This window comes from Oenococcus sp., assembly GCF_047725585.1.
Classification (GTDB): Bacteria; Bacillota; Bacilli; order Lactobacillales; family Lactobacillaceae; genus Oenococcus; species Oenococcus kitaharae_A.
Window position 1 is genome coordinate 74,945 of sequence record NZ_JBDNNF010000002.1, and the last position, 24,192, is coordinate 99,136.

Sequence of the window (24,192 nt, forward strand, 5' to 3'; positions counted from 1 at the left end):
TCTTTTGACAATTTGCTAAAATAGGACTCATGAAGTCAGATATTGAAATAGCGCACGATACCACGGAATTGCCGATCACAGAAATTGCTCAGCAAATTGGTTTATCTGAAAAACAGCTGATCCCTTACGGTCACGACAAAGCGAAAATCGATGCTGTCAGCCTTGCAAACGCACCACGCCAAGGCAAATTGATCCTTGTTACGTCAATCAACCCGACGCCGGCTGGGGAAGGGAAGACCACTGTTACGATTGGCCTTGTTGATGCAATTAATCGTTTAGGCAAATCTGCGATTGGTGCTCTGCGTGAACCTTCAATGGGACCAGTCTTCGGTTTAAAAGGCGGTGCGACCGGCGGTGGTTTTGCCCAAGTGATTCCAATGGATGACATTAATCTACACTTTACCGGTGATATTCACGCTGTTTCCGCCGCTCATAATTTGCTGGCGGCAGTTTTGGATAATCATCTGCACCAGGGCAACGCGTTGCAGATTGATCCGGATAACATTTTTTGGCGCCGAGTACTGGATATGAATGACCGTGCATTACGCCAGATCACCCTGGGCAAAGGCAAAATTAACGGTCCTGAGCGCGATTCTGGTTTTGATATTACGGCTAGTTCTGAGATAATGGCGATTTTAACGCTGTCCAAGAATTTGTCGGATTTGAAGAAGCGCCTGGGTCGGATTGTCGTTGCTTTAAATGTTAAAGGGGAGCCTGTGACTGTGTCTGATTTAAAGGTTGCCGGTGCGCTGGCGGCTGTTTTAAAAGACGCGATTAATCCGAATTTAGTCCAGTCTTTGGAACATTCGCCCTTCATCATTCATGGCGGGCCATTTGCTAACATTGCTCAAGGGACCAATTCTGTGATTGCTACGGATACAGCTTTGAAGCTAGCTGATTACGCTGTGACAGAAGCAGGTTTCGGTTCTGATCTGGGCGGCGAAAAGTTCATGGATGTCAAAGTGCCGGTTTTGGGAAAAGAACCTGACGCTGTTGTGCTGGTCGCCACCATCAAAGCATTAAAGTTCCATGCCGGGGTTGCTTTAGCTGATCTTTGGCAAAAAGATGTCGCCGCAGTTAAAAAAGGGCTGGGCAATTTGAACCGTCATCTGGATGCAATGACCCGTTATGGCAAGCCGGTTGTGGTGGCTTTGAACAAATTTGCCAGCGACGATATGGAAGAGATCCGAGCTGTTAAGGATTTTGTCGAGAATGAAAAAGGCTTGAAAATGGAAATTGCCACAAGCTTTGTCGATGGTTTTGAAGGCTCGCTGGAATTAGCTAAAACAGTGATTGCCGCGGCTGATAATCATCATTTCTTTATGCCTTTATATCACGCTGACGACACCATTGAAGACAAGATGACGACCATTATCGAAAAGATTTATGGCGGCAAGAATTATGAATTGTCTGACCGCGCTGTCTCTGATTTAGCCGAATTGAAGGCTAACGGCTGGGACAAGCTACCAGTCGTGATTGCTAAAACACCTAATAGTTTGACCGATGATAGCAAAATCCATGGTGCGCCGAGTGGATTTACGATTCATATTCGCCGCTTTATTCCGAAAATTGGTGCAGGATTTATTGTTGCTATGGCTGGCAAAGTTTTGATGATGCCGGGCTTGGGCAAAGTGCCAGCGGCTGAAAAAATCGATGTTGATGCAAATGGCCAAATAACGGGCCTGAGTTAATTAAAAAAAGAGCTTGCCTTAAAAGGGCAAGCTCTTTTTGTATAAAAAAACAATCCGATAGGATTGTTATAAAATCACTTTTGTTTTGCTGCAGCAATCACTTGGCGGCCCTTGTAAAGTCCCTTTGGTGAAACACGGTGTGCTACTGTGTATTCGCCAGTCGTCTTATCTAAAACGATATTAGGAATTTCCAAAGCGATGTGGCCGCGGCGGTTGCGCTTATGTGACTTAGAATTTTTATTTGAGATAACAGCCATGAAGTGCTCCTTTACTGAATAACTATCTTAGTTTCCCAAAAAAAAACACGAAAGTCAAGCTCTAATCAATCTCAGGAATAACTTTCCGCGCTTTTATTCTTATGATACACTTAACCTATCATCCGTAATAGAGGTTGCATAGGACACGAGTAGTTTTCCGGGAAATTCCCCGCTAGGGATCGGATAACGAAAAGGGACTTTGCCGAAGTCATCAGCGTTAGCGGGCACTGTATGATTGAGACGCGGCTCAATAGGCCACGGATTGTCACAGCAATGTGGAGTGCTAGGACGGACAAACGACTCAGCGTAAGCCTTCGTTTGTTTAGTTTAGCAAACGGAGGTTTTTATTATGCAAATTCAAAATAATCAACTTTATATCGGCGGTTTGCCAGCAAGCGAGATCGCCAAACGTTTTCAAACGCCCTTGTATGTCTATGATGTCGGTCAAATTCGAAAAACGATTCACGAGATGAAAGAGGCCTTTCAGGCCGAAAATGTTGCCTATGAAATCAGTTACGCCAGTAAAGCTTTTTCGGTTGTTGCCATGTACGATGTGCTTGCGGCTGAAAAAGTCCATTGTGACGTGGTTTCTGGCGGCGAGCTAGCCACTGTCATGAAAGCTGGTTTCCCCTTGCAGAAAGTGGCTTTTAATGGCAATAACAAGTCCTTTGACGAATTATCGACAGCCATCGATCATCATATCGGGACCATTATCATCGATAATTTCCATGAAATTGAGCTGCTAGAAGAGATTCTCAGTGCCAAAGATCAGATACAAGATGTTCTCATGCGAATTAGTCCCGGCATCTCGGCACACACGCATGAATTTATTTCGACAGGCCAGCAGGACAGCAAATTTGGTTTCGATTTGATTTCCGGCCAGGCCAAACAAGCTTTTGATCGGATTATGGCCTCACCATATCTGCATCTTCGCGGTTTGCATGCTCATATCGGCTCTCAGATATTTGAGACAAATGGTTATTCGAAATTGGCTGATCTATTGGTCAAAACAGCTAGCGATTGGCATTTCCAGCCTGAGATCATCGATTTGGGCGGCGGTTTTGGCATTAAATATAATGAAAAAGATGATCCGATTCCTAATTCCGACTTTATTCATCTGATTTGTCAGTCAGTCAAACAAGCAGCAAAGACTTACAAAATCCAACTTCCGGAAATTTGGATCGAGCCTGGCCGGTCAATCGTTGGACCGGCTGGTTATTCTTTATACACAATCGGCGGCCGCAAAGATATTCCCGGCATTCGTTCTTATTTGTCAGTTGATGGCGGCATGGGCGATAATATCCGTCCGGCCCTTTATCAAGCTGAATATGAAGCTGTATTAGCCGATCAGGCAGACGTGCCCAGCGAACAAGTTGTGCGGATCGCAGGTAAATACTGCGAGTCCGGCGATGTTCTCGTTTGGCAGCAGAAGCTGCCTAAGACCCAGCCTGGTGATTTGCTGGCAATCCTGGCAACTGGTGCCTATGGCTATTCTATGGCATCCAACTATAACCGAAACCCGCGCCCGGCTGTTGTTTTTGTCGAAAATGGCAAGGCAAAACTAGTGGTCAAGCGTGAGAGCATGGCTGACATTACTCATTTGGATTTAGATTACGAGGTAGGAAATGACTGAATTAGATGCAGAAAAAATTATTAGTTTTATCGCGAACGCACCGAAAAAGACGCCGGTGAAAGTGACTTATAAGGGCCAGTTGACTGGCGAGCTGCCTCAGGATGTTAAGCAATTTGCTGGCGATGGATTTGGTTTGCTGTTTGGTGATTGGCAGGATATCAAACCGCTGCTGTCTGCGTTGGATCCGCAGGATTACGTTGTCGAAAACGATGGCCGCAATACTGGTGTCCCAATGCTGGACAAGAAAAATATCAATGCCCGTATCGAACCTGGCGCCTTTATCCGCGATCAGGTGAAAATTGGCGATCACGCTGTGATTATGATGGGTGCTGTGATTAATATCGGTGCTGAAATCGGCGAAGGCAGCATGATCGATATGGGTGCTGTGCTCGGCGGCCGTGCGATTGTTGGCAAACATTGTCACATTGGTGCTGGGACTGTCTTAGCCGGGGTAGTTGAACCAGCCTCGGCTCAGCCGGTTCGTGTGGCCGATAATGTCTTGATCGGTGCCAATGCCGTTGTGATAGAAGGTGTGCAAATTGGCGAAGGTGCCGTTGTTGGTGCTGGCGCAGTCGTGATTAAAGACGTGGCTCCTCATACAGTCGTTGCTGGTGTGCCTGCTCGTGTGATTAAAGAGATTGATGCCAAGACTGAGCAAAAGACAGCACTGGTCGATGCTTTGAGGCAGCTTTAATGTTAAGTGAAGCAGAGTTAATTCAGATTCGCCGTCATTTACACGAGGATCCAGAAATCGGTATGCAGGAATTTCATACGCATGATTTCTTGTTAAAACAAATTGCCCGTCTGCCTCAGGACCATCTTTCAATCAAAACAATTCCGGAAGTGCCGACGGCCATTCTCGTGCGTATCGCAGGATCTAATCCCAAGCGGACTTTGGGCTGGCGGACTGACATTGACGCCTTGCCGATTAAAGAGGCAACGGGATTGCCTTTTGCCAGTCAAAACGATGGCGTCATGCATGCTTGCGGCCACGATTTTCACATGACGGTTGCTCTTGGGATTCTGTCTTATTTTGCTGAACATCAGCCGGCTGATAATCTCTTGATTTTCTTCCAACCGGCTGAAGAAAATGAATTTGGTGGCAAACGTTTCTTTGATGCTGGTGGTTTTCAGGGTGATTATAAACCGGATGAATTTTATGCTTTACATGTGAATCCACAATTGCCAGCTGGTCAGATCGGCAGCCGTCAAGGGACGCTATTTGCCGGATCTAATGAATTGCGGATCAGTTTTGTCGGAAAATCTGGCCATGCGGCCTATCCGCAAAGAGCGAATGATTCAATTGTTGCAGCGGCTAATTTTGTGACTAGTGTTCAGACGGTCGTTTCCCGTAATATTGATCCAATTGAAGGCGGCGTGGTCACGATTGGCAAATTCAATGCCGGTCAAGCCATGAATATTATTGCCGGACAGACTGATATTGAAGGCACTATCCGCAGTTTTACGCAGCAGGGCATGGAGGTCATGACAAAGCATATTCGCATGATCGCACAAGGAGTTGCTGACGCTTTTGGCCAGGAATTGAAAATCAATTTCCGACAAGGCGGTTATATGCCGGTGGTCAACGATAAAGAAAGCAGCAGTTTTTTTATTAGCTATATGGAACAAGCTGATAACGTTGACTTTAAAATTGTTGAACCAGCTATGATTGCAGAAGATTTTGGTTTTTTGTCCAACCAATTTAAAGGAACCATGTGCTGGTTAGGTGTTAATGATCCAAAGCATACGCTGCATTCCGATCGTTTATCACCGGACGAGTCAGCTATTGAAAAGGGGATTACAGCTATCACTGGTTTTCTGACAGCAAGAATGGAAAAATGACAAATATTTTAGCAGATACAAAATTATTGACCGCGATTATCACGCCTTTTAACGATAGGAATGAGATTGATTTTGCAGTTTATGAGAAATTGATTGATTCGCAATTGGCCGATGGCGTCCAAGGCTTTGTCGTTTCAGGGACGACTGGCGAAGCACCAACACTGACACATGATGAAAAGATTGCCTTATTTAAAAAAACGGTTGACTTTGTTGCCGGACGCGCCAAGGTGATTGTCGGGACGGGATCAAATAATACGGCCGAAACGATCAGCTTCACGCAGGAAGTCGGGCAGATTAAGGGAATTGACGCTGCTTTGATTGTGACGCCCTACTACAATAAACCTGATCAGGACGGCATGATCGCGCATTTTACAGCTGTTGCTGATGCTAGCCCGCTGCCTGTGATTATTTACAATATTCCAGGCCGCAGCATTTCCGGTCTGACTGTCGATTCATTACTGACATTAGCTAAACATCCAAATATTATTGCGGTCAAACAGTGCAATTCCGATTATGATATGTCGGAATTAATCGAACATGCACCAAAAGATTTTCTGATTTTCACAGGTGAAGATGGCCAAGCGTTGTTGAATTACGTGCTGGGCGGTGCTGGGACGATTTCAGTTGTCTCGCATTTTTATGCTAAGCAGTTCGTTGATATGTTTGCAGCTGTCGATCGTGGTGATATGAAACAGGCCGCAGCTGATTTCCGTTATATCAATCCAAGAGTGAAAGCTTTATTCAGTCATCCGTCGCCATCGCCAGTCAAAGCCGTCTATGAGCGGATGGGTATTCACGTAGGTAAGCCGCGTTTGCCGATTCTGCCCTTAACTGCAGCGCAGACTGATGAAATTATGCGGGTACTGCAGGCATGAAAACAATTCTCTTAGCCGGTGCGGCTGGAAAAATGGGTCAGGCCATTCAGCGGTTAATCGTCGAACATGATGACTGGCAGCTGTCAGCTGTTTTGCTGCATCATCCGTCTACGCAATCAGCTTTTCCCGCTGAGACAAAAATCTTTTACAAATTAGATGAGATCCAAGGCGATTATGATCTGTGGCTGGACGTGACGCGGCCAGAAACTGTCTTTCAAAACGCTTCATGGGCAATTTCACATCACATCCATCCGATCATTGGTACGAGCGGATTGACTGATGATCAAATCCAAACGCTGCAGCAGGCAGCATTAAAGGCAAAGACTGGCGGTATTATTGCACCGAACTTCAGTATCTCGGCTGTCTTGATGATGTATTTTGCCAGTTTGGCAGCGAAATTTATGTCCAATGTCGGCATTGAAGAAATTCACCACCCTGACAAGGTTGATGCTCCCAGCGGCACGGCGAAAATGACGGCTGCGATACTCGCTCAAGCAGGTGCAGCGACAGCCAAGCCTGATGACAGCCGCTTAGATGATCAATCACAAAGTAATTTAGTTGATGGCATTCAAATCATTTCAAAACGCCAAGCTGGCTACGTTGCCTACCAATCAGTTAATTTCGCTAATGAATATGAAACTTTGTCGATTGCACAAAATAGCTTGGATCGCAAATCCTTTATGCCAGGCGTACAATTAGCAATTAAAAATGCCGATCAGCAGACAACTCTGCTAGTCGGCTTAGATAAAATAATGGGGTTAAAATAAATGGCAAAAGAATACAATGTTGCAATTTTGGGTGCTACGGGTGCAGTCGGCAGCCGCATGAGAGAACAGTTGGCATTATCAACCATCCCGGTTAAATCTTTGAAACTGCTGGCTACTTCTCGGTCGGCTGGCCAACAGCAGACTTTTCGAGGACAGACATACATAGTTGAAGAAGCCAAGCCGGAATCTTTTGACGGCATTGATTTAGTTCTGTCTTCTGCTGGCGGTTCAGTCTCCAAACATTTTTTGCCAGAAGCAGTCAAACGTGGTGCTGTTTGTGTTGACAATACCTCGTATTTTCGCATGAATCCAGCCGTGCCATTGGTTGTCCCTGAAGTCAATCCACAGGCGCTGAGTTATCACAAAGGGATTGTTTCGGATCCGAATTGTTCGACGATTCAGATGGTCGTGGCTTTAAAGCCGGTCTTTGATAAATTCGGCGTTGATAAGGTGATTGTTTCCACTTACCAAGCTGCTTCTGGTGCGGGCCAATCGGGATGGAATGAATTGGAACAGGAAGCCGCTGACTATCTGGATAAAAAAGAGATGCAGGCACATATTCTGCCAGTCAAGTCGGCGGACAAGCATTATCCGCTAGCCTTTAATTTACTGCCGCAGATTGATGTTTTTGAAGATGACGGCTATACCCATGAAGAGTGGAAAATGATTCATGAAACAAAGAAAATTTTCTTTGACGACATGAATTCCGATAAAATTAAGGTGACCGCAACCAGCGTGCGTGTGCCTGTACCGGTCAGTCATGGCGAATCAGTTTACTTTCAGGTAGCTGATAGTGACCAAGCTTCTGTTTCAGCAATTCAAAAAGCAATTGCAGATGCTGCTGGCCTTGTTTTGCAAGATGATCCGTCCAAACAACTTTATCCGCAGCCGATTAACGCCGCCGGAAAACGAGAGACTTTTGTTGGCCGAGTCCGTGCTGACAATGAAAATCCCGGCAGTTACTGGATGTGGGTCGTGTCTGATAACTTGCTAAAGGGTGCTGCTTGGAATGCTGTACAGATTGCCGAAGAGTTGGTTAAAAGAGATTTGCTTCATGTGGATGATCCTGAAGCTTCATATGAATTATTTAAGGAGAACTGATGCCAGAATTAAAAAAAGGATTGATCGAAAACGTTCGTCCAGATATTAGAAACATCAAAGTGAACCAGATTCGTGCCATCGACACGGAATTCCGCCAGATTGACGGTCTGCTGCGTTTGACTTTGGGAGAACCGGATTTTAATGCACCGGATTTGGTTAAAAAGGCGATGATAGATTCTATCCAGAAAAATCATTCGCATTATTCAACTGCACGAGGTTCGGAAGAATTCCGTCAGGCAGCTGCTGATTTCTTAAAGCGCAACTACCAATTAGATTTTGATCCGGATACGGAAATTTTGACAACTGTTGGGTCCACTGAAGCGATTTTTGCTACTTTGTCGACGATTTTAAAAGAAGGGGATGAACTGCTGGCACCGTCACCGGCCTATCCGCTCTATGAACAACTGGCACATGTCAACCATACAAAAATGGTCTATATCCCGACAAATGATACTGATTTCGTCCTGACGCCCCAGCGATTGCAAGAAACGATTGCTCAGCATCCTAATGCCCGTGCGATTGTGCTGACTTATCCCAACAATCCAACTGGCGTTGACTATTCCCGTGAGCAGCTGCAGCAGCTGGCTGATGTGATTGCTAAAACAAATCTGCTGGTTGTTTCAGATGAAATTTATTCGACTCTAAATTATGTCGGCCAGCATATCTCAATTGGCAGCATTCTGCCTGAACAAACGGTTGTGTTAAACGGTGTTTCCAAATCGCACGCCATGACTGGTGACCGAATCGGTTTTGTTGCAGCACCAAAAGAGCTGATTTCAGAAATCGTCAAGATTCATCAATTTGCGATTACAGCCGTTTCAAATCCTGCTATGGCTGGCGCAACCGCAGCCTTGAACGAAGGTGACGCTGTCACCGAACAGATGCGGGCCGAATATCAGCAACGGCGTGACTTTTTAATTCCTGAATTTAAAAAATTGGGCTTTGATGTCGCGGCTCCTGATGGTGCTTTTTATCTTTTCTTGAAAATTCCGGCTGACCAGAATCAAGATGATGTGGCTTTTGCACGTGAGTTAGCACATAAAGCTTTGGTTGGGGTGATTCCCGGTTCTTGTTTCGGACCTGGCGGTGAAGGCTATCTGCGTTTGAGCTATGCGGCTTCTGAAAGCAATTTAAAAGAAGCTTTGGCACGTTTGCAAAAATATTTGGCTAAAAGCCCTTGTTAGTTTTCTTAACCAATTCGTGACGCAATAATTTTAAGCATGTTAGACTGAAAAAGTTTTGAGGAGTGCAGATGGCAAAAAATTTTTTGGATCCTGAGTTATCAAAAGCCGTGTTAGGCGAAGAAGAGAGGCAGAAGCACAATATCGAGCTGGTTGCTTCTGAAAATTTTGTTTCTAAGGCCGTGCGTCAGGCGCAAGGGAGTGTTCTGACGAATAAATATTCCGAAGGATATCCTGGCAAACGCTATTATGGCGGCAACGAGTACATTGATATTGCTGAGAATCTGGCCATTGAACGTGCCAAGGAACTTTTCGGTATTAGCTATGCTAACGTCCAGCCGCATTCAGGCTCGACTGCCAATTTTGAGGCATACATGGCTTTTTTGCATCCGGGAGATAAAATTCTCGGGATGAATTTGGATTCCGGTGGCCACTTGACGCATGGTGCCAGCGTGAGCTTTTCTGGCAAGCTCTATCAAGCCGAATCATATAAAGTCGATCCAGAAACCGAACTGCTGGATTACGATGCTATTTTAAAACAAGCCAAAGAGTTTCAACCAAAATTAATTATTGCCGGTGCTTCGGCTTATTCGCGGACGATTGATTTTCAGGCTTTTCGCGATATTGCCGATGAAGTCGGTTCTTATTTGATGGTTGATATTGCGCACATTGCCGGCTTGATTGCTGCCGGCCTGCATCCTAGCCCTGTCGGTTTGGCCGATGTCATCACTACCACGACACATAAGACATTACGCGGGCCTCGAGGCGGCATGATTTTAGCTGACGAGAAGTATGCAAGGAAAATTAATTCAGCTGTCTTCCCTGGTTCTCAAGGCGGTCCCTTGGATCACGTTGTCGCAGCTAAAGCAGCTGCTTTCTATGAAGATTTGCAGCCGGAATTCAAGACTTACTCGGCTCAGATTATCAAGAATGCCAAGGCAATGGCTGATGCATTTTCTAAGGAAGATGATATTCGTGTCGTTTCAGGCGGTACGGATAACCATATGTTTACTTTGGATTTGACTAAGACCGGTTTGACTGGTAAAAAGGCGCAGGAATTATTAGATTCTGTTTCGATTACGTTGAATAGAGAAGCGCTGCCTAATGAGAAGCTGTCGCCATTTGTTACTTCTGGTGTTCGGATTGGTACGCCAGCGATGACGACTAAGGGTATGAAGGAAGCGGATATGCTGCAGATTGAGCAGTTTATTATGCGCGCCATTCATCATGCTGGCGATACAGCGGCTTTGGCTCAAATCAAGCAGGAAGTCTTTGACTTCATGGACAAATTTCCTTTTGATTCGAATCCTTTCTGAATGTTATGACAGTGATAGAAGACAAAAAAGTATTGCGTGATCAACAAAAAGCACGCTTGGCGGCAATCGACCCTGTCGCAAAAAAAGAGCAATCTTTATCTTTATATCGCCAGCTTTTTGAAAATCCTGGTTGGCAGTCGAGTGATAATATTGCGATTACTTTGAGTCTGCCGCTTGAATTATCTACGCGTCCGATCATTCAGCAGGCTTGGGAACTGGATAAACACGTTTTTGTGCCGAAAATCGTTGATACAAAAATGATCTTTGTTGAATTTACAGAAACAACAAAAATCATTAAAGGTAAGATGTCAATTTCCGAACCGGAGGAATCCAAAGCTTTTCCGAAGAATGACATCGATCTGATGATTGTGCCAGGTCTGGCCTTCACAAAGACTGGTAAACGCTTGGGATTCGGGGCTGGTTACTATGACCGTTACTTATCGGATTATAGCGGTAAAACGCTTTCTTTAGCTTTAAACGATCAGTTGCTGGCAACTATCCCAACTGACAAACTTGATGTCAGAATTCAACAAATTTTAGCGCCCGAAAATTGAGCGCTTTTTTCTTAGGAAAGTAAATCCTTCACCGACTTGTTCAGTGACCACGCGAATCGATACGAAGGCTTTTGAATCAATTTCATTAATAATTTCCTTAACTTGACGAACTTCTGAGGGATCGACAACCACGTAAACAGCTTTAGCAGCTGTTTTTTTATATCCGCCCTCAATGTCGATGTAGGTACTGCCGCGCTCTAATTCTGACATGATTCGCTCAGCAATTTCGGTTGGATACTTTGAGAAAATCAAGAATTCTCGAGCTGAATATCCGCCGTCCTGAATAAAGTTAATCACATTAGCTGAAACAAAAGACATGATCAGCGTGTACATCATTTGCGTTAGATCGAGATAAACCAAGGACATGGCCAGAACGATTGCATCAATCGCAAATAACGATTTTCCCATCGTCACACCGAATTTTTGTTCGATAATACGGGCAATTACATCGGATCCGCCAGTCGTGGAACCAAAGCGGAAGACAAGCCCTAAACCGATGCCTATAAGAAGACCGGCGAGTAAAGCCGAAATGAGCGGATCGTGATTTAAATTAATCGTAATTGGATATCGCTGGAACAGCCAGAGCCAAAAAGACAGCATTAAAATACAGTAAAGCGTTGAGATAATTTGTCGTTTGCCCAATTTGAGATAGCCGATGACCAGAATCGGTAAGTTAAAAAGAATATTCGTAATCGCTGGATCGATTGAGAACAGTGCCCGGAATATCAAAGTGACACCGGTGACGCCGCCTTCGGCCAGACGATTGGGAATGTTGACATAAATAAGAGAAAGGGCGTAAAAAGCACAGCCGACTGTATAGGCGAGCAGATTCAGCGCCTTAATTTGTTTCAGAGATGAGATCATGTATCCAGTATAAATAAGCCTGGCTGATAAAGCGAACAGCGGGGATCGGACCCGTGACCTCCACCTTGGGAAGGTGGCGTTCTACCACTGAACTATGTTCGCAAAAAAGCTCCGCTGACTATTATATCAAACTGCTACCGGAGCTTTGATTGGATCTTCATGAATATAATTTTCGATTTTAATGTCGGCCATTTGGTAATCGAAAATTGATTTGACTTGCGGATTTAATTTTAAGGTGGGCAGTTCATGCATGGGTCGGGTAAGCTGCTCGCTGATTTGTTCGATGTGATTACTGTAAATATGTGCGTCACCGATTGTGTGGATAAATTCACCTACCTGCAGGCCGGTTTGCGCTGCAACCATCGAAAGCAGAAGAGAGTAGCTGGCAATATTGAAGGGAATGCCGAGGAAGAAATCACCGGAACGCTGGTACATCTGCAGGCTTAGTTTGCCATCGGCAACATAAAATTGGCTGAGAACGTGGCAAGATGGTAGAGCTGCGAAAGGCGTTGTCTCAGGATTCCAAGCTGTCAGGATCAAGCGTCGGGAATTGGGGTTTGTTCTGATTTCACTAATCAAACGACTGATCTGGTCAACGACACCGTTATCTTGGCTATCAGGCCAGTTGCGCCAGAGTTTGCCGTAAACATCCCCGATGTTGCCGAATTTTTGATTAAAAGCATCGTCGGTCAAGATACGATCGGTAAAAATCTGCTTCTGTTCATTATATTGGGCAGCAAAAACAGGATCCTTTTGTGCTCTTAGGCCGAAATCTGTCATGTCCGGACCCGTATAATCGCTGCTTTGTACCCATTTTTTAAAGGGCCATTCGTCCCAGATGTGGTTATGGTGTTGCAGCAGAAAGCGGATATTATTATCTCCACGTAAAAACCATAATAGTTCTGATTTAATCAAGCCGAAAAAGACTTTTTTTGTTGTCAATAAAGGAAAGCCCTCATGCAGGTCAAAACGCATCTGGGCGCCGAATAAAGACCGTGTGCCTGTCTTGGTCCGATCCATTTTTTCATGGCCTTCTGTGAGAATTTTTTTAGCGAGATTGAGGTATTGCGCTTCGTTTTGGCTCATGCATTTATGTTAATAATTTTCTGAAACTTTCGCAAGTTAGTTCGGAAATCAACAATGATATGGACGCGATGATTGGAAAAACAAAAAAAGTCCGTCTATTGACGAACTTTTAACAATTTAACGTTATCAGATTTTTATCTGACAAGAATCAAAAAGGCAATGAAGATAATCCCAAGAGCGTACATAACAGGCGTTACTTTTTTGCCTTGGCCAGTCAGAAGCATCAAAATCGGGTATGTCACAAAACCAAATGCGATACCATCAGAGATACTGTAAGTCAAAGGCATTCCGATTGCGACTAGCAAAGCTGAAGCAGCAACTGGGAAATCTTTCCAGTCGATATCAGCCAGGTTGGAAGCCATCAAGACACCAACTAAAATCAAGGCTGGTGCGGTTACCTGCGAAGTAACGATCGACAGCAAAGGACTGAAAATCAGTGAAAACAAGAACAAAATACCGGTGAAAATAGCTGTTAGACCTGTACGGCCGCCAACGGCAATACCAGCAGATGACTCAATGTAGGCTGATGTTGGCGATGTTCCAAGGACAGGCGCAATCAGCATGCCGACAGAATCAGACATCAGAGCTTCGCCGACACGCGGAATTTCACCTTTTTCGTTTAGAAAACCGGCATTTTTGGCCAAGCCAACCAAAGTTCCGGCAGTATCAAAGAAAGTAACCAATAAGAAGGTAAACACTGCCACCCACAATTGAGGTGTATTAATATCTCCCAAATGAACAAGTGCTCTTCCAAAGGTCGGTGCAAGTGATGGTGCTGCGGAAATAACCCCCGTTGGCAGCCCGATCAAGCCTGTGAGCATGCCGACAATCGTTGTACCAATCATGCCTAGGAAGATGGCAGCCGGTACGTGGCGTGCATACAAGATAAAAGTCAAGATGATTCCAAAAATGGTTAACAGAGTCGTTGGGGTACCAAAGTTTCCCAAAGTGACCATCGTATCTTTAGAAGCAGCAACAATACCGCCATCTTCAAATCCGATAAAAGTAATAAACAATCCGATTCCGGCTGCGATCGCGGCTTTTAAATCCTTTGGAATGGAATTGATGACGATTTCACGAATTTTGAAAATCGTGAGAATAAAAAACAAAATACCGGCGATAAACACGGCTGCTAAAGCTGTCTGCCATGGCACTTTCATACCAATAACAACTGAATAGGCAAAGAAAGCGTTTATGCCCAAACCTGGTGCAATGGCGAAGGGATACTTGGCCACAACCCCCATAAAAATAGTTGCGATGGCAGTAATCAGGCCAGTCGCAACAAAGACGGCGCCTTTGTTCATTCCAGCAGCACCGAGCACACTCGGATTTACAAAAAGAATATAGGCCATCGATACGAAAGTGGTCAGTCCGGCAACGAATTCCCGACCAATTGTCGTATTGTTCTTTTTTAGTTCGAAATATTGATCCATTTTTCCTCCACGAGGAGATTATTAATCATGAAAACACGAACATTTAAATTAATTTCTTCACATTAAAAAAGGAAAATTTTGAATATTTCTGAAAATTGATAAGATTAGTTTATGATCTTTGTGACCTCGGATACACATTTTTTTGCCAATGCTTTATTAGGACATCCTCACTTTGCTCCTGAGCGGCAGCACTTTCTTTCGGTCAATGAAATGAATGATGCCATTGTCGACGCTTGGAATCAGACTGTTCAGCCGGAAGATACAGTTTATCATTGCGGCGATATCGGCGTTTTCTATCGGCAAGGCAGCAAAGAGGCGATGCTGGACCTTTTGACAAATCTGCATGGCAACCTGATTTTCGTCAAGGGCAACCATGATAGCCATGATTTCTTCAAGTATCTGAATAATCATAATTTCAAATCCGAAAATGGTGCAGATAAATTTGCCTTCGAGGATGTCGGCGCCTACTTTAAATATGACCATCGACAATATTTTTTGACACATTACCCGCTGATTTTCGGTATCACGAAAAATAGTATCAACCTTCATGGCCATATTCATCACAGCTCGATTGATATTAAAGAAAACATCAATGTTGGCATTGACTCTGCAGATTTTGATTATTTTCCCAAAGAAATGAAACCAATCTTCGGTGCACCCCTTTCTATGGAGAAAATTGAATATTTGATCAAGGCAAAATCCGATGATTTTGCAAAAAGGCGATAATTTTGGCTCATGAATTCATTACAATTCTGCACACAAACGATTTGCACAGCCATATTGAACATTGGCCTAGGATTGCCAACTGGCTAAAAACGCGACGGGCTTTTTTGCAGGCGCAGGGCCACTTTGTTCTGACATTCGATATCGGCGATTTTATTGATCGGTCTGATGCCAATACGCAGGCCAGTTGGGGCAAAGCCAATACTGACTTATTAAACGATGCCGGCTACGATGCTGTGACGATTGGTAATAATGAGGGATTAGCCTTACCGCATGACCGTATGGAAGATCTGTATTCACAGCGCAAGTTTGCTGTTTTACTGGATAATATCTTAGAAAACAATCGCCAATTGCCGGACTGGGCAGAAGCTTACCGGATTTTTGTGACGCCGGCCGGTACACGACTTTCGGCCTTCGGCTTGACAGCGGCCTATGAATCTACTTATCCCTTAAACGATTGGCTGCCGGTTCAGCCGCTTGATGTCCTGCCTTCTTTGATGCAGCGGGTAACTGCTCAATCGGACATCCGTATTCTGCTTTCGCATTTGGGGCTTCCTACTGATCAGGCTTTAGCTGACCATTTTAACGAGCTTTCTGTTATTTTGGGTGCTCATACGCATCATTTATTGCCGCATGGCCAGCGCATCAATCGGTCTTTATTAGCTGCGGCGGGGAAATATGGTGAAAATGTGGGCGAGGTCACGCTAGAAATTGATAATCACGCCATTGTTGCACAAGCTGCACAGACGATTAAATTCGAAGATTTGCCGGAAGTCGCTTCAGAAAGCCGTTTTATTAGCAATTGGCAGCATACGGGACGAGAATTATTGGCGGATCAAGTCATGGCATTTTTGCCGGCCAAACGCAGCCGCAAGCAGCAGGTAACTGATTGTGCCCAAGCTTTGATGGCCAACTTTCATACTCAGATTGCGATGCTGTCAACTGGTATGTTCCTTCAAGATCTTTCTGCAGGGCCCTTGAATGCCTTTTCACTCTTAACCGATATGCCGCACACAATCAATCCGATGAAAATCGACATTGACGGCAGCGTCCTGCTAAAATTATTTGATGAGGTCCAGTCTCAGCGCGATCATCTTTTTAATCTGCATATAAATGGATCAGGCTTTCGCGGCGATACCTTTGGTGAGATGCTATTTTTCGGCATTCAAAAAGCAGATGTCGATCCTGATGCACATTATGAAATTGCCAGTTTGGACCATTATTATTTTCTGCCTTGGTTTCATTCGTTGCAATCAGCCGAGGTATCCTTTGATTTTCACGGCATTTTGCGCGAATTGATGGCCGACTATTATCAAGCTCATTATGCATTCAAGGAGATATATTGAAAACTGTTTCTGTGATCGTCGATTTGCCGACAAAACAGACAAATCAGCCTTTTACCTATTTAATTCCGCAAGATTTGATTGATTTTGATCTGCTCGGGCATCGTGTTCGGGTTCCTTTTGGCAAGCGCGATTTGATGGGCTTTGTGGTTGCAGTTCAGGATATATCCCACAGTGATTATGACTTAAAGGAAATTCATTCAATTATTGATGAGAAACCTTTACTGAACAAAGAAATGCTGGCACTTTCGGACTGGCTGGCCCGTTATGTTTTCTCTTATCGTATCCAAGTCATCCAAGCCATGCTGCCTAACGCCTTTAAAGCCAAATATCTAAAAGGATTGAAAATAGTCGGTGAGCTGCCGGATGATATTAAAAAACAGTTCTTTTTAGACAAGGATGAGATTAATTTTCTGCCTGAGCAATACGACACTAGACAGCTGCAAGTATTGAATCAGCTGATCAGTCAAGGCAAAATCGTGCAGACCACGACCATCGCTAAAAAAAATAGAGCCAAGACCGTCAAAGTCCTGTCAAATGCACTAAGTGAACACCAATTGACCAATTTGCTCGATGACAAAGGGCATCGGGCAGCACAAAAAAAATTATTGGCTTTTTTGCAGCAGCACACAGACGATCATTTTCAGACCAAAGAGCTGGCCGAAATCCTTGATATTTCACCCGCTAGTCTGACAACCGCTGAGAAAAAAGGCTGGCTGACAGCCAAACAGATGCCAGTGACGCGCAACCCTGTTCACGCGATTTCAGTCGCCAAAAGCCAGGCCATTGCTCTTAATCCGGATCAGGAAAAAGTTTTCCAGCGGGTTGCTCAGGCGATTGATAGCCAAAAGCAGGAGACTTTTCTTCTAGAAGGGATCACCGGTTCGGGCAAGACTGAAGTCTATTTGCAATTAATAGAGAAAACCATTGCAAAAGGGCGCAGCGCGATTCTTTTAGTGCCTGAAATTGCTTTGACGCCGCAGATGATTCGCCGAGTCAAAGCGCGTTTTTCTGATGCAGTGGCTTTGATTCACTCAGGCCTTTCTGATGGCCAACGCTTGGATCAATGGGAGGAGATACGGCAAGGCCAAATTGAGATTGTGATTGGGACGCGTTCTGCTATTTTTGCACCATTAGACAATATCGGCTTGATTATTATTGATGAAGAGCACGAAAGCAATTACAAACAAGAAGATAATCCCCGTTACCATGCGCGCGATGTCGCTTTGTGGCGGGCTCGTTTTCACGGTGCTGTGACTTTGCTCGGTTCAGCGACGCCTAGTTTGGAGTCACGAGCACGTGCCCAACGGGGGCTGTTTACGCTATTACATATGGATCATCGAGCCGTCAGCGGCGCAATGCTGCCTACGGTGTCGATTGTCGATATGCGCGAAGTCTGGCAAAAAGAACACGCGGACAGTGATTTCAGCCCGGATTTGTTAGATGCTGTCAAGCAGCGTTTGGCCACAAAAGAACAGACAATTCTGCTGTTAAACCGCCGTGGTTATTCCTCTTTTGTGATGTGCCGCAATTGCGGTTACGTGCCGCATTGCCCGAACTGCAATCTGTCGTTGACGCTTCACATGGACAGTCATTCTTTAAAATGCCATTACTGTGGCTACGAGACTGCAATTCCGACCAAGTGCCCAGTCTGCGGGAGTTCTCAAATCCGTTATGTTGGCAGTGGCACAGAAAAGATTGAAGCCAAACTGCAGGCTTTGATTCCCAATGTTCGAATTGCACGTTTGGATCAGGATACAACACGCAAAAAGGGCAGCCTGGAAAAAATTCTGCGTGATTTTGGCCAGCAGAAATATGATGTGCTGTTGGGTACGCAAATGGTAGCAAAGGGACTGGATTTTCCCGAAGTGACTTTAGTCGGCGTGCTCAATGCCGATACTGGTTTGAATCTGCCGGATTATCGTTCAGGTGAAAAGACATTTGATCTGCTCACTCAGGTTGCCGGTCGATCTGGAAGGTCTGGTAAAAGCGGCCAAGTCATTATTCAGACTTTTAATCCGGATAACTATGCGATACAGTATGCCGCCAAACAGGATTATGAAGGTTTCTATAAAAAGGAAATGTCCTTACGCCATTTAGCAGATTATTCTCCTTATTTCTACACGCTGCAAATTGCCGTGGATGGGCCGGATCAATTTATGGCCAGCCAGGCAATTGATGCTGTAGCTGATTTTATTAAGGGCAGGTTGGCACAACAAACGATTATGCTGGGGCCGACACCGAAAGCCATTGCAAAATTACGTAATCGCTACTATTTCCAAATTATCCTAAAATACAAGAAGGACGAAAATTTAGAAAGGACATTAACAGATCTGCAATCAGTATTTTCCGACCGTCTGCCGCATGATATTTATTTAAGTATTGATCGAGATCCGGTATCATTTATCTAATGGCTAATTCAGTAATTTTTTTTGGAACTTCAGATTTTAGCAAAAGTGTTTTGGCAGGTTTGATCGATGATCCGGCATTTGATGTTGTTGCCGTTGTCAGCCAGCCTGACCGGCCTGTTGGTCGAAAAAAAGTCAAACTTCAGACACAAACAAAGCAGCTGGCTGTGGCTCATGAATTACCGGTCTTTCAACCGGAAAAGTTGCCAGGTTCTCCGGAGATGGCTGAATTGATCGCATTACAAGCTGATTTTTTGGTGACGGCAGCTTTTGGGCAATTCATCCCAACGAAATTATTGAAATCAGCCAAAATTGCTGCTATCAATGTACACGCCAGCTTGCTGCCGCGTTATCGCGGTGCTGCGCCGATCAATTGGGCGTTAATCAATGGTGATAAAGAGACTGGCGTGTCGATTATGTATATGGTTAAAGCAATGGATGCCGGGGATGTGATCGCGACTGACCAGCTCGCCATTGAAGCATCGGATGATGCCGGAAGTCTGTTTGCCAAGATGGCTGTTTTAGGATGCAATTTATTATTAAAAACGATGCCTAAATTAGTGACAGGCGAGGCGAAAGGGCAGCCTCAGGATAACTCGCTTGCTACCTTAGCGCCTAAAATTGATCAGCAGCTGATGCGAATTAATTTTTATCGGCAGTCTGCTGAGCAAGTCGTTAATCTTGTCCGCGGGCTTTCACCGCACCCGGGTGCTTTTTTTCAGTTGGGAGATCAGAGGATCAAACTCTTGTCAGCTAAAGTTGGCGATAAAATCGGACAAGTTGGACAACTTTCTATCAAAAATAAGGGACAATTCGGTATCACAGCAGCCGATGGCAGGGTCGTTTTACTGGAACGTTTGCAACCGGCTGGCAAGAAAGTGATGACTGTGGCTGCGTTTTTAAATGGCCAGGGAAGAACATTTAATGTTGGCAGCAAGACAAATGAGATATAATGTTACGATAACATTACGGATAACTTATGCAAATCGCCTATTTAAGTGATATTGGAACAAGAAAAAAAGAAAACCAAGACTTTGTCGGGATTTTCACGAATAAAAGCCAGTACAAATTAGCCGTAGTTGCTGATGGCGTCACGAGTGAAAAAGGCGGTGATGTTGCTGCGGAAATGGTGGTTAATAACTTTGGGTTCGGCTGGCAGCAGACGGACATTTCATCCATTCAGGCGGCGCAGGATTGGATTTCCGGCAAGGCTAAGGAAGAAAACCACCGCATTTTGGAAGCCGGCAAACGTTTTGGCGATTTGTCAAAAATGGCCACAACCATGGTACTGGCAATCGCGATTAAATCTGATGTCTTAGTCGGTAATCTGGGTGATTCGCGGGCTTATGTATTTAACGGCAGGAATTTAAAACAGCTTTCTTTTGATCATTCTTTTGGCAATGAACTGTTAAAACGCGGCCAGGTTTCGCAAGAAGAGGTGGATAAAATACCCCATCATCAAAGTATTACCCGTTACTTTGGATTAAATGCTCAGACAGAGATGTCGTTTGCCGAACACCGTGTCACGAATAACGACATTATCATGCTTGCCACGGATGGTTTGACCAAGCAGGTTGAAGAAGCAGACATCCTGCATGTCATTAAGTCCAAACATAAGTCGTTGAGTGAAATGGTGGCACAATTAATTAGTATGGCGAATGAGCAAAGCGGATTTGATAACGTGACAGTGCTGCTGATGTCGCAATTCACGGAGGAGAAGTGATGAACCCTGGTTCAATTTTTGCAAACAGATATCAGATTGTCCGTCCTCTCGGCGAAGGCGGCATGGCTAATGTGTATCTTGCTACCGATACACAGAATAATCAGCAGGTTGCGATTAAAGTGCTGCGTTTGGATTTGCAGGATAATCCGGATTTTGTGCGCCGTTTTCAAAGAGAAGCACAGGCTGCGGCACAACTGGTTCACCCTAATATCGTAAAAGTATTGGCAGCCGGTTCTTACGACGGCATGCAGTACTTAGCCATGGAATATGTTGACGGCATGGACTTAAAGACCTATATTGCCCAGTATTTTCCTATTCCATATGCTCAGGTCATTAATATCATGGAACAGGTCCTTTCGGCTGTGTCTATGGCACATAACCACGGCATCGTTCATCGAGACCTCAAGCCGCAGAACATTCTTATCGGCAAAGATGGTTCGATTAAAATAGTCGATTTTGGTATTGCAATCGCTCGCAGTGAATTCGGCATGACGCAGACGAATGCTGTTTTAGGCTCTGTTCACTACCTCAGCCCAGAACAGACTCGCGGCGGCATGGCGACTAATAAATCTGACATTTACGCGCTGGGCGTGATTTTGTTTGAGATGCTGACTGGTCAGGTGCCATATAAAGGGGACACAGCGGTTTCGATTGCGATGAAGCATTCTTCTGAACAGATGCCGTCAGCCAAAGCACTTGATCCGAACATTCCACAGGCTTTAGAGAATGTCATTATGCGGGCAACAGCCAAGAACCCTGATAATCGATACTTGACGGCTGAAGACATGGCAAACGATCTGCGAACTAGCTTGTCTCCCCGTCGTGCAAAAGAAGCTAAACTCCCGCCTTTTATCGATGATCAGGCGCAGACACGCGTCATTCCTTTGGAAGATTTGAAATCACAAGTTGCCAGCGGTATCCAAAGAACCTCGCCAAATACTAGCCCCTCTCAACCAATGGCGGAAACTTCAAGTGAAGACCAGTCGCAGTTAATTGGCAAGAAGAAAAAAAAGCATCGCATCTGGCCTTGGATTCTGGCCGGCCTTTTGGTTATTGGTTTTGGTGTTATTCTCGTCATGATGTTTTGGCCGGGTGATGTTCAGGTGCCTAATACACGCAACCAGCAGCTTAGTACAGCTGAACGCCTGATCAGGTCCAATAATCTGGAAGTTGGTAATATCAGCCGAACGACTTCCAGGTCGATTAAGAAGGGATTGATTATTAAATCCGACCCGAATATTGGGACACATGTTGCTAAAAGAACCAAAATTGATTTAATCGTGTCAAATGGTGCACGCAAATTAACTTTTGGCGATTATGTTGGTTCTGATTATTCGACTGTTGCTAATGTTTTGAGAAATCAGGGCTACAAGGTGCGTCGGACACAAAGTTATTCCAACTCAGTACCCAATGGCCAGATTATCAAGCAATCAATTGCGGCGGATAAAAAAGTAGATCCTTATCGTACAACTGTCCGTTTCACTGTTTCTAGGGGAACCCGCAAGATTACAGTGCCGACCTTTAGTAATTTGTCCAGTGCTCAAGCATGGGCGACGCAAAATGGTATCAAATTGCAAATTAATTATAGTCAGACAAGCGATTATAACGATGGCGACGTGATCAGCCAAAATCCAAGTGCAGGAACTGAAATTTCTGCAACCACAGCGGTTGTCCTACAAGTTGCCCGTAGTATCAGCAAGATCACAGTACCTAATTTCACATCTATGACGCGTGACCAAGCTGAAAGCTGGGGAAGCCGCAACAAAGTTTCTATTTCGATCAATTATCAAAGTTCATCTACGATTGAAAATGGGAAATTAATTAGCCAGTCGTTCGCACAAGGGTCACAAGTGATTCCCGGAACTGATACGATTAACTTGATCTATTCCAGCGGCACACCGGATAGTAGTTCATCCAGTAGTTCATCCAGTAGTTCGTCAAATTAAGGCCGCTCAGCGGATTTGTTGTTTGTTTGAAAAAAAGGAGAAAAAATGAGTGTTATTGTTGCGCCATCAATTTTGGCAGCTGATTATTTAAATTTAGGAGAACAGATAAAATTAGTCGAAAACGCGGGTGCAAAATATCTGCATATCGATATTATGGACGGGGACTTTGTTCCCAGTATTTCTTATGGCCCTGATTGGGTCAAACAGATCAAGGCCAGCGGCAGTAAATTAACCTTGGATGTTCATCTCATGGTGAATCATCCCGAAAAGATCATTGATACTTTCGCTGATGCTGGTGCTGATATTATCGGTGTTCATGTTGAGGCAACGCCGCATATCCACCGCGCACTGCAAATGATCAAAAATGCTGGTGCTCGTGCTGAGGTTGTGATTAATCCGGGTACACCGGTTGCTTTGATCGAACCTGTCTTATATATGGTTGATCAGGTTTTGGTGATGACCGTGAATCCTGGTTTTGGCGGACAAAAATTCCTGCCTGAAGAAATCGAAAAAGTGGCTCAGTTGCGTGATTACAAGAAGAGTCACGGCTTGAATTTTGATATTGAGATTGATGGCGGTGTGAATGACAAGACGATTGTTGAAGCCTACAAAGCTGGCACGACAGTAGCTGTTGCCGGTTCATATGTCTATGACAAAGTAGATCCAGCAGCCAAAGTGAAAAAACTGATTGAGGCTACGGATTTTGAAGTCGATTAACATCTTAGCAGGTGGGCCGACAACGGTTTTACCGGCTAATTTTTCCGATTTTTTAGCTGCTGATGCTGATTGGATCGGCGTAGATGCCGGTTCTTATTATCTTGTGACAAAGGGGGTAACCTCTCTAACTGCGGTCGGTGATTTTGACTCACTGACGGCTGACCAGCTGGCTTTTGTGAAAGCACACGTTAATGCCGATGATTTTCAGCAGGCAAAGCCGGAGAAAGATTTCACTGATACAGAATTGGCCTTGCAGCGTGTTCTAAGTCATTTTGATATCAGTGAGTATCAAACAATTAATTTGTTCGGAATGACCGGCGGCCGTTTGGATCATGAATTGGATAATCTGCTGAATATTTTTCAGGATCGTTATGCGCCGCTGCTGTCCAAGATTAGATTATTTGATGCTGGCAATATTGTTACTTTTTATCATGCTGGCGATTATGTGATTTCTGATTTTTATCAGAAGAAATATCTGGGTTTTGCAACATTGAATGGCATTCAGCACTTTTCAATTGCGGCTGCCAAGTATGAGCTGCATGATTTTTCGTCAGATAAAGCCTGTGTCTTTGCATCCAATGAGTTTATTGAGGGCCAAGATGTTAGAATTAGCTTTGCAGCTGGCGATGTCATTGCAATCTATAGTTAACAAAAGTTTAAAAAAGCAAGATATTTTGTTTTTTAGGCTGACTTTTGTATAATAGTTAAGGCTTTTTACTTTTAGTGCAATTT

Annotated in this window: 22 protein-coding genes, 1 tRNA gene and 1 riboswitch; of the genes, 18 read left to right on the forward strand and 5 right to left on the reverse strand. The window is 44.5% G+C overall.

Going from position 1 to position 24,192, the window contains the following annotated elements; translation table 11 throughout:
- Nucleotides 1-29: 29 nt before the first annotated feature.
- On the forward strand, nucleotides 30-1,691 hold the full coding sequence (locus ABF487_RS02795; protein WP_415634420.1) for a formate--tetrahydrofolate ligase: 1,662 nt from the start codon (nucleotides 30-32) through the stop codon (nucleotides 1,689-1,691).
- A 74-nt stretch (nucleotides 1,692-1,765) separates the two neighbouring features.
- On the opposite strand, the gene rpmF is transcribed toward ABF487_RS02795, so the two are convergent.
- Nucleotides 1,766-1,948: a 50S ribosomal protein L32 gene (gene rpmF, locus ABF487_RS02800; protein ID WP_007746851.1), complete on the reverse strand. Its 183-nt coding sequence runs from the start codon at nucleotides 1,946-1,948 to the stop codon at nucleotides 1,766-1,768.
- A gap of 120 nt (nucleotides 1,949-2,068) precedes the next feature.
- A riboswitch (Lysine riboswitch) is annotated at nucleotides 2,069-2,242 on the forward strand.
- A 55-nt stretch (nucleotides 2,243-2,297) separates the two neighbouring features.
- Here rpmF and lysA point away from each other — a divergent pair.
- From lysA to ABF487_RS02845, 9 genes are all read left to right on the forward strand, one after another.
- Nucleotides 2,298-3,581 (forward strand): diaminopimelate decarboxylase, encoded by a 1,284-nt coding sequence (gene lysA, locus ABF487_RS02805; protein ID WP_415634421.1) that lies wholly within the window; start codon nucleotides 2,298-2,300, stop codon nucleotides 3,579-3,581.
- Nucleotides 3,574-4,275: a 2,3,4,5-tetrahydropyridine-2,6-dicarboxylate N-acetyltransferase gene (dapD, locus tag ABF487_RS02810; RefSeq protein ID WP_415634422.1), complete on the forward strand. Its 702-nt coding sequence runs from the start codon at nucleotides 3,574-3,576 to the stop codon at nucleotides 4,273-4,275. Before lysA ends, dapD begins: the two co-directional genes overlap by 8 nt.
- Nucleotides 4,275-5,423, forward strand: a complete 1,149-nt coding sequence (locus ABF487_RS02815; protein ID WP_415634423.1) for an N-acetyldiaminopimelate deacetylase — start codon at nucleotides 4,275-4,277, stop codon at nucleotides 5,421-5,423. The genes dapD and ABF487_RS02815 overlap by 1 nt, the downstream gene beginning before the upstream one ends.
- On the forward strand, nucleotides 5,420-6,298 hold the full coding sequence (dapA, locus tag ABF487_RS02820; protein ID WP_415634424.1) for a 4-hydroxy-tetrahydrodipicolinate synthase: 879 nt from the start codon (nucleotides 5,420-5,422) through the stop codon (nucleotides 6,296-6,298). Before ABF487_RS02815 ends, dapA begins: the two co-directional genes overlap by 4 nt.
- Complete coding sequence (gene dapB / locus ABF487_RS02825) at nucleotides 6,295-7,065, forward strand: 4-hydroxy-tetrahydrodipicolinate reductase (RefSeq protein WP_415625042.1); 771 nt, start codon at nucleotides 6,295-6,297, stop codon at nucleotides 7,063-7,065. The genes dapA and dapB overlap by 4 nt, the downstream gene beginning before the upstream one ends.
- On the forward strand, nucleotides 7,066-8,166 hold the full coding sequence (locus ABF487_RS02830) for an aspartate-semialdehyde dehydrogenase (RefSeq protein ID WP_415634425.1): 1,101 nt from the start codon (nucleotides 7,066-7,068) through the stop codon (nucleotides 8,164-8,166).
- Nucleotides 8,166-9,350 carry an aminotransferase class I/II-fold pyridoxal phosphate-dependent enzyme gene (locus ABF487_RS02835; protein ID WP_415634426.1) on the forward strand — a complete coding sequence of 395 codons (1,185 nt, stop codon included), beginning with the start codon at nucleotides 8,166-8,168 and terminating at the stop codon, nucleotides 9,348-9,350. The genes ABF487_RS02830 and ABF487_RS02835 overlap by 1 nt, the downstream gene beginning before the upstream one ends.
- A 68-nt stretch (nucleotides 9,351-9,418) precedes the next feature.
- On the forward strand, nucleotides 9,419-10,663 hold the full coding sequence (gene glyA, locus ABF487_RS02840; protein ID WP_415634427.1) for a serine hydroxymethyltransferase: 1,245 nt from the start codon (nucleotides 9,419-9,421) through the stop codon (nucleotides 10,661-10,663).
- A gap of 5 nt (nucleotides 10,664-10,668) precedes the next feature.
- Complete coding sequence (locus ABF487_RS02845) at nucleotides 10,669-11,217, forward strand: 5-formyltetrahydrofolate cyclo-ligase (RefSeq protein ID WP_415634428.1); 549 nt, start codon at nucleotides 10,669-10,671, stop codon at nucleotides 11,215-11,217.
- On the opposite strand, the gene ABF487_RS02850 is transcribed toward ABF487_RS02845, so the two are convergent.
- The 4 genes from ABF487_RS02850 to ABF487_RS02865 all read right to left on the reverse strand — a co-directional run bounded on the left by ABF487_RS02850 (nucleotide 11,200) and on the right by ABF487_RS02865 (nucleotide 14,600).
- Nucleotides 11,200-12,081, reverse strand: coding sequence for a YitT family protein (locus ABF487_RS02850; RefSeq protein ID WP_263778646.1), 882 nt, complete (start codon nucleotides 12,079-12,081; stop codon nucleotides 11,200-11,202). The genes ABF487_RS02845 and ABF487_RS02850 overlap by 18 nt on opposite strands.
- A gap of 30 nt (nucleotides 12,082-12,111) precedes the next feature.
- Nucleotides 12,112-12,183 (reverse strand) — tRNA-Gly (locus ABF487_RS02855).
- A 24-nt stretch (nucleotides 12,184-12,207) separates the two neighbouring features.
- Nucleotides 12,208-13,167 carry a thymidylate synthase gene (locus tag ABF487_RS02860; protein WP_415634429.1) on the reverse strand — a complete coding sequence of 320 codons (960 nt, stop codon included), beginning with the start codon at nucleotides 13,165-13,167 and terminating at the stop codon, nucleotides 12,208-12,210.
- Nucleotides 13,168-13,301: 134 nt separating this feature from the next.
- Nucleotides 13,302-14,600, reverse strand: coding sequence for an NCS2 family permease (locus ABF487_RS02865; RefSeq protein WP_007746829.1), 1,299 nt, complete (start codon nucleotides 14,598-14,600; stop codon nucleotides 13,302-13,304).
- A gap of 111 nt (nucleotides 14,601-14,711) precedes the next feature.
- Here ABF487_RS02865 and ABF487_RS02870 point away from each other — a divergent pair, with 111 nt between their 5' ends.
- The 8 genes from ABF487_RS02870 to ABF487_RS02905 are packed head-to-tail and all read left to right on the forward strand — an operon-like array spanning nucleotide 14,712 to nucleotide 24,109.
- Nucleotides 14,712-15,326, forward strand: a complete 615-nt coding sequence (locus tag ABF487_RS02870) for a metallophosphatase (RefSeq protein ID WP_415634430.1) — start codon at nucleotides 14,712-14,714, stop codon at nucleotides 15,324-15,326.
- Nucleotides 15,327-15,328: 2 nt separating this feature from the next.
- Entirely contained in the window at nucleotides 15,329-16,669 is a 1,341-nt protein-coding gene (locus ABF487_RS02875; RefSeq protein ID WP_415634431.1) for a bifunctional metallophosphatase/5'-nucleotidase, read from the forward strand.
- Nucleotides 16,666-19,077, forward strand: coding sequence for a primosomal protein N' (gene priA, locus ABF487_RS02880; protein ID WP_415634432.1), 2,412 nt, complete (start codon nucleotides 16,666-16,668; stop codon nucleotides 19,075-19,077). Before ABF487_RS02875 ends, priA begins: the two co-directional genes overlap by 4 nt.
- Nucleotides 19,077-20,027, forward strand: a complete 951-nt coding sequence (fmt, locus tag ABF487_RS02885; protein ID WP_415634433.1) for a methionyl-tRNA formyltransferase — start codon at nucleotides 19,077-19,079, stop codon at nucleotides 20,025-20,027. Before priA ends, fmt begins: the two co-directional genes overlap by 1 nt.
- Before the next feature lie 26 nt (nucleotides 20,028-20,053).
- Nucleotides 20,054-20,797, forward strand: coding sequence for a protein phosphatase 2C domain-containing protein (locus ABF487_RS02890; RefSeq protein WP_263778653.1), 744 nt, complete (start codon nucleotides 20,054-20,056; stop codon nucleotides 20,795-20,797).
- Nucleotides 20,797-22,743: a Stk1 family PASTA domain-containing Ser/Thr kinase gene (gene pknB / locus ABF487_RS02895; RefSeq protein ID WP_263778654.1), complete on the forward strand. Its 1,947-nt coding sequence runs from the start codon at nucleotides 20,797-20,799 to the stop codon at nucleotides 22,741-22,743. Before ABF487_RS02890 ends, pknB begins: the two co-directional genes overlap by 1 nt.
- A 45-nt stretch (nucleotides 22,744-22,788) precedes the next feature.
- Complete coding sequence (gene rpe / locus ABF487_RS02900; protein ID WP_415633135.1) at nucleotides 22,789-23,460, forward strand: ribulose-phosphate 3-epimerase; 672 nt, start codon at nucleotides 22,789-22,791, stop codon at nucleotides 23,458-23,460.
- Nucleotides 23,447-24,109 carry a thiamine diphosphokinase gene (locus tag ABF487_RS02905; protein ID WP_415625053.1) on the forward strand — a complete coding sequence of 221 codons (663 nt, stop codon included), beginning with the start codon at nucleotides 23,447-23,449 and terminating at the stop codon, nucleotides 24,107-24,109. Before rpe ends, ABF487_RS02905 begins: the two co-directional genes overlap by 14 nt.
- Nucleotides 24,110-24,192 lie beyond the last annotated feature (83 nt).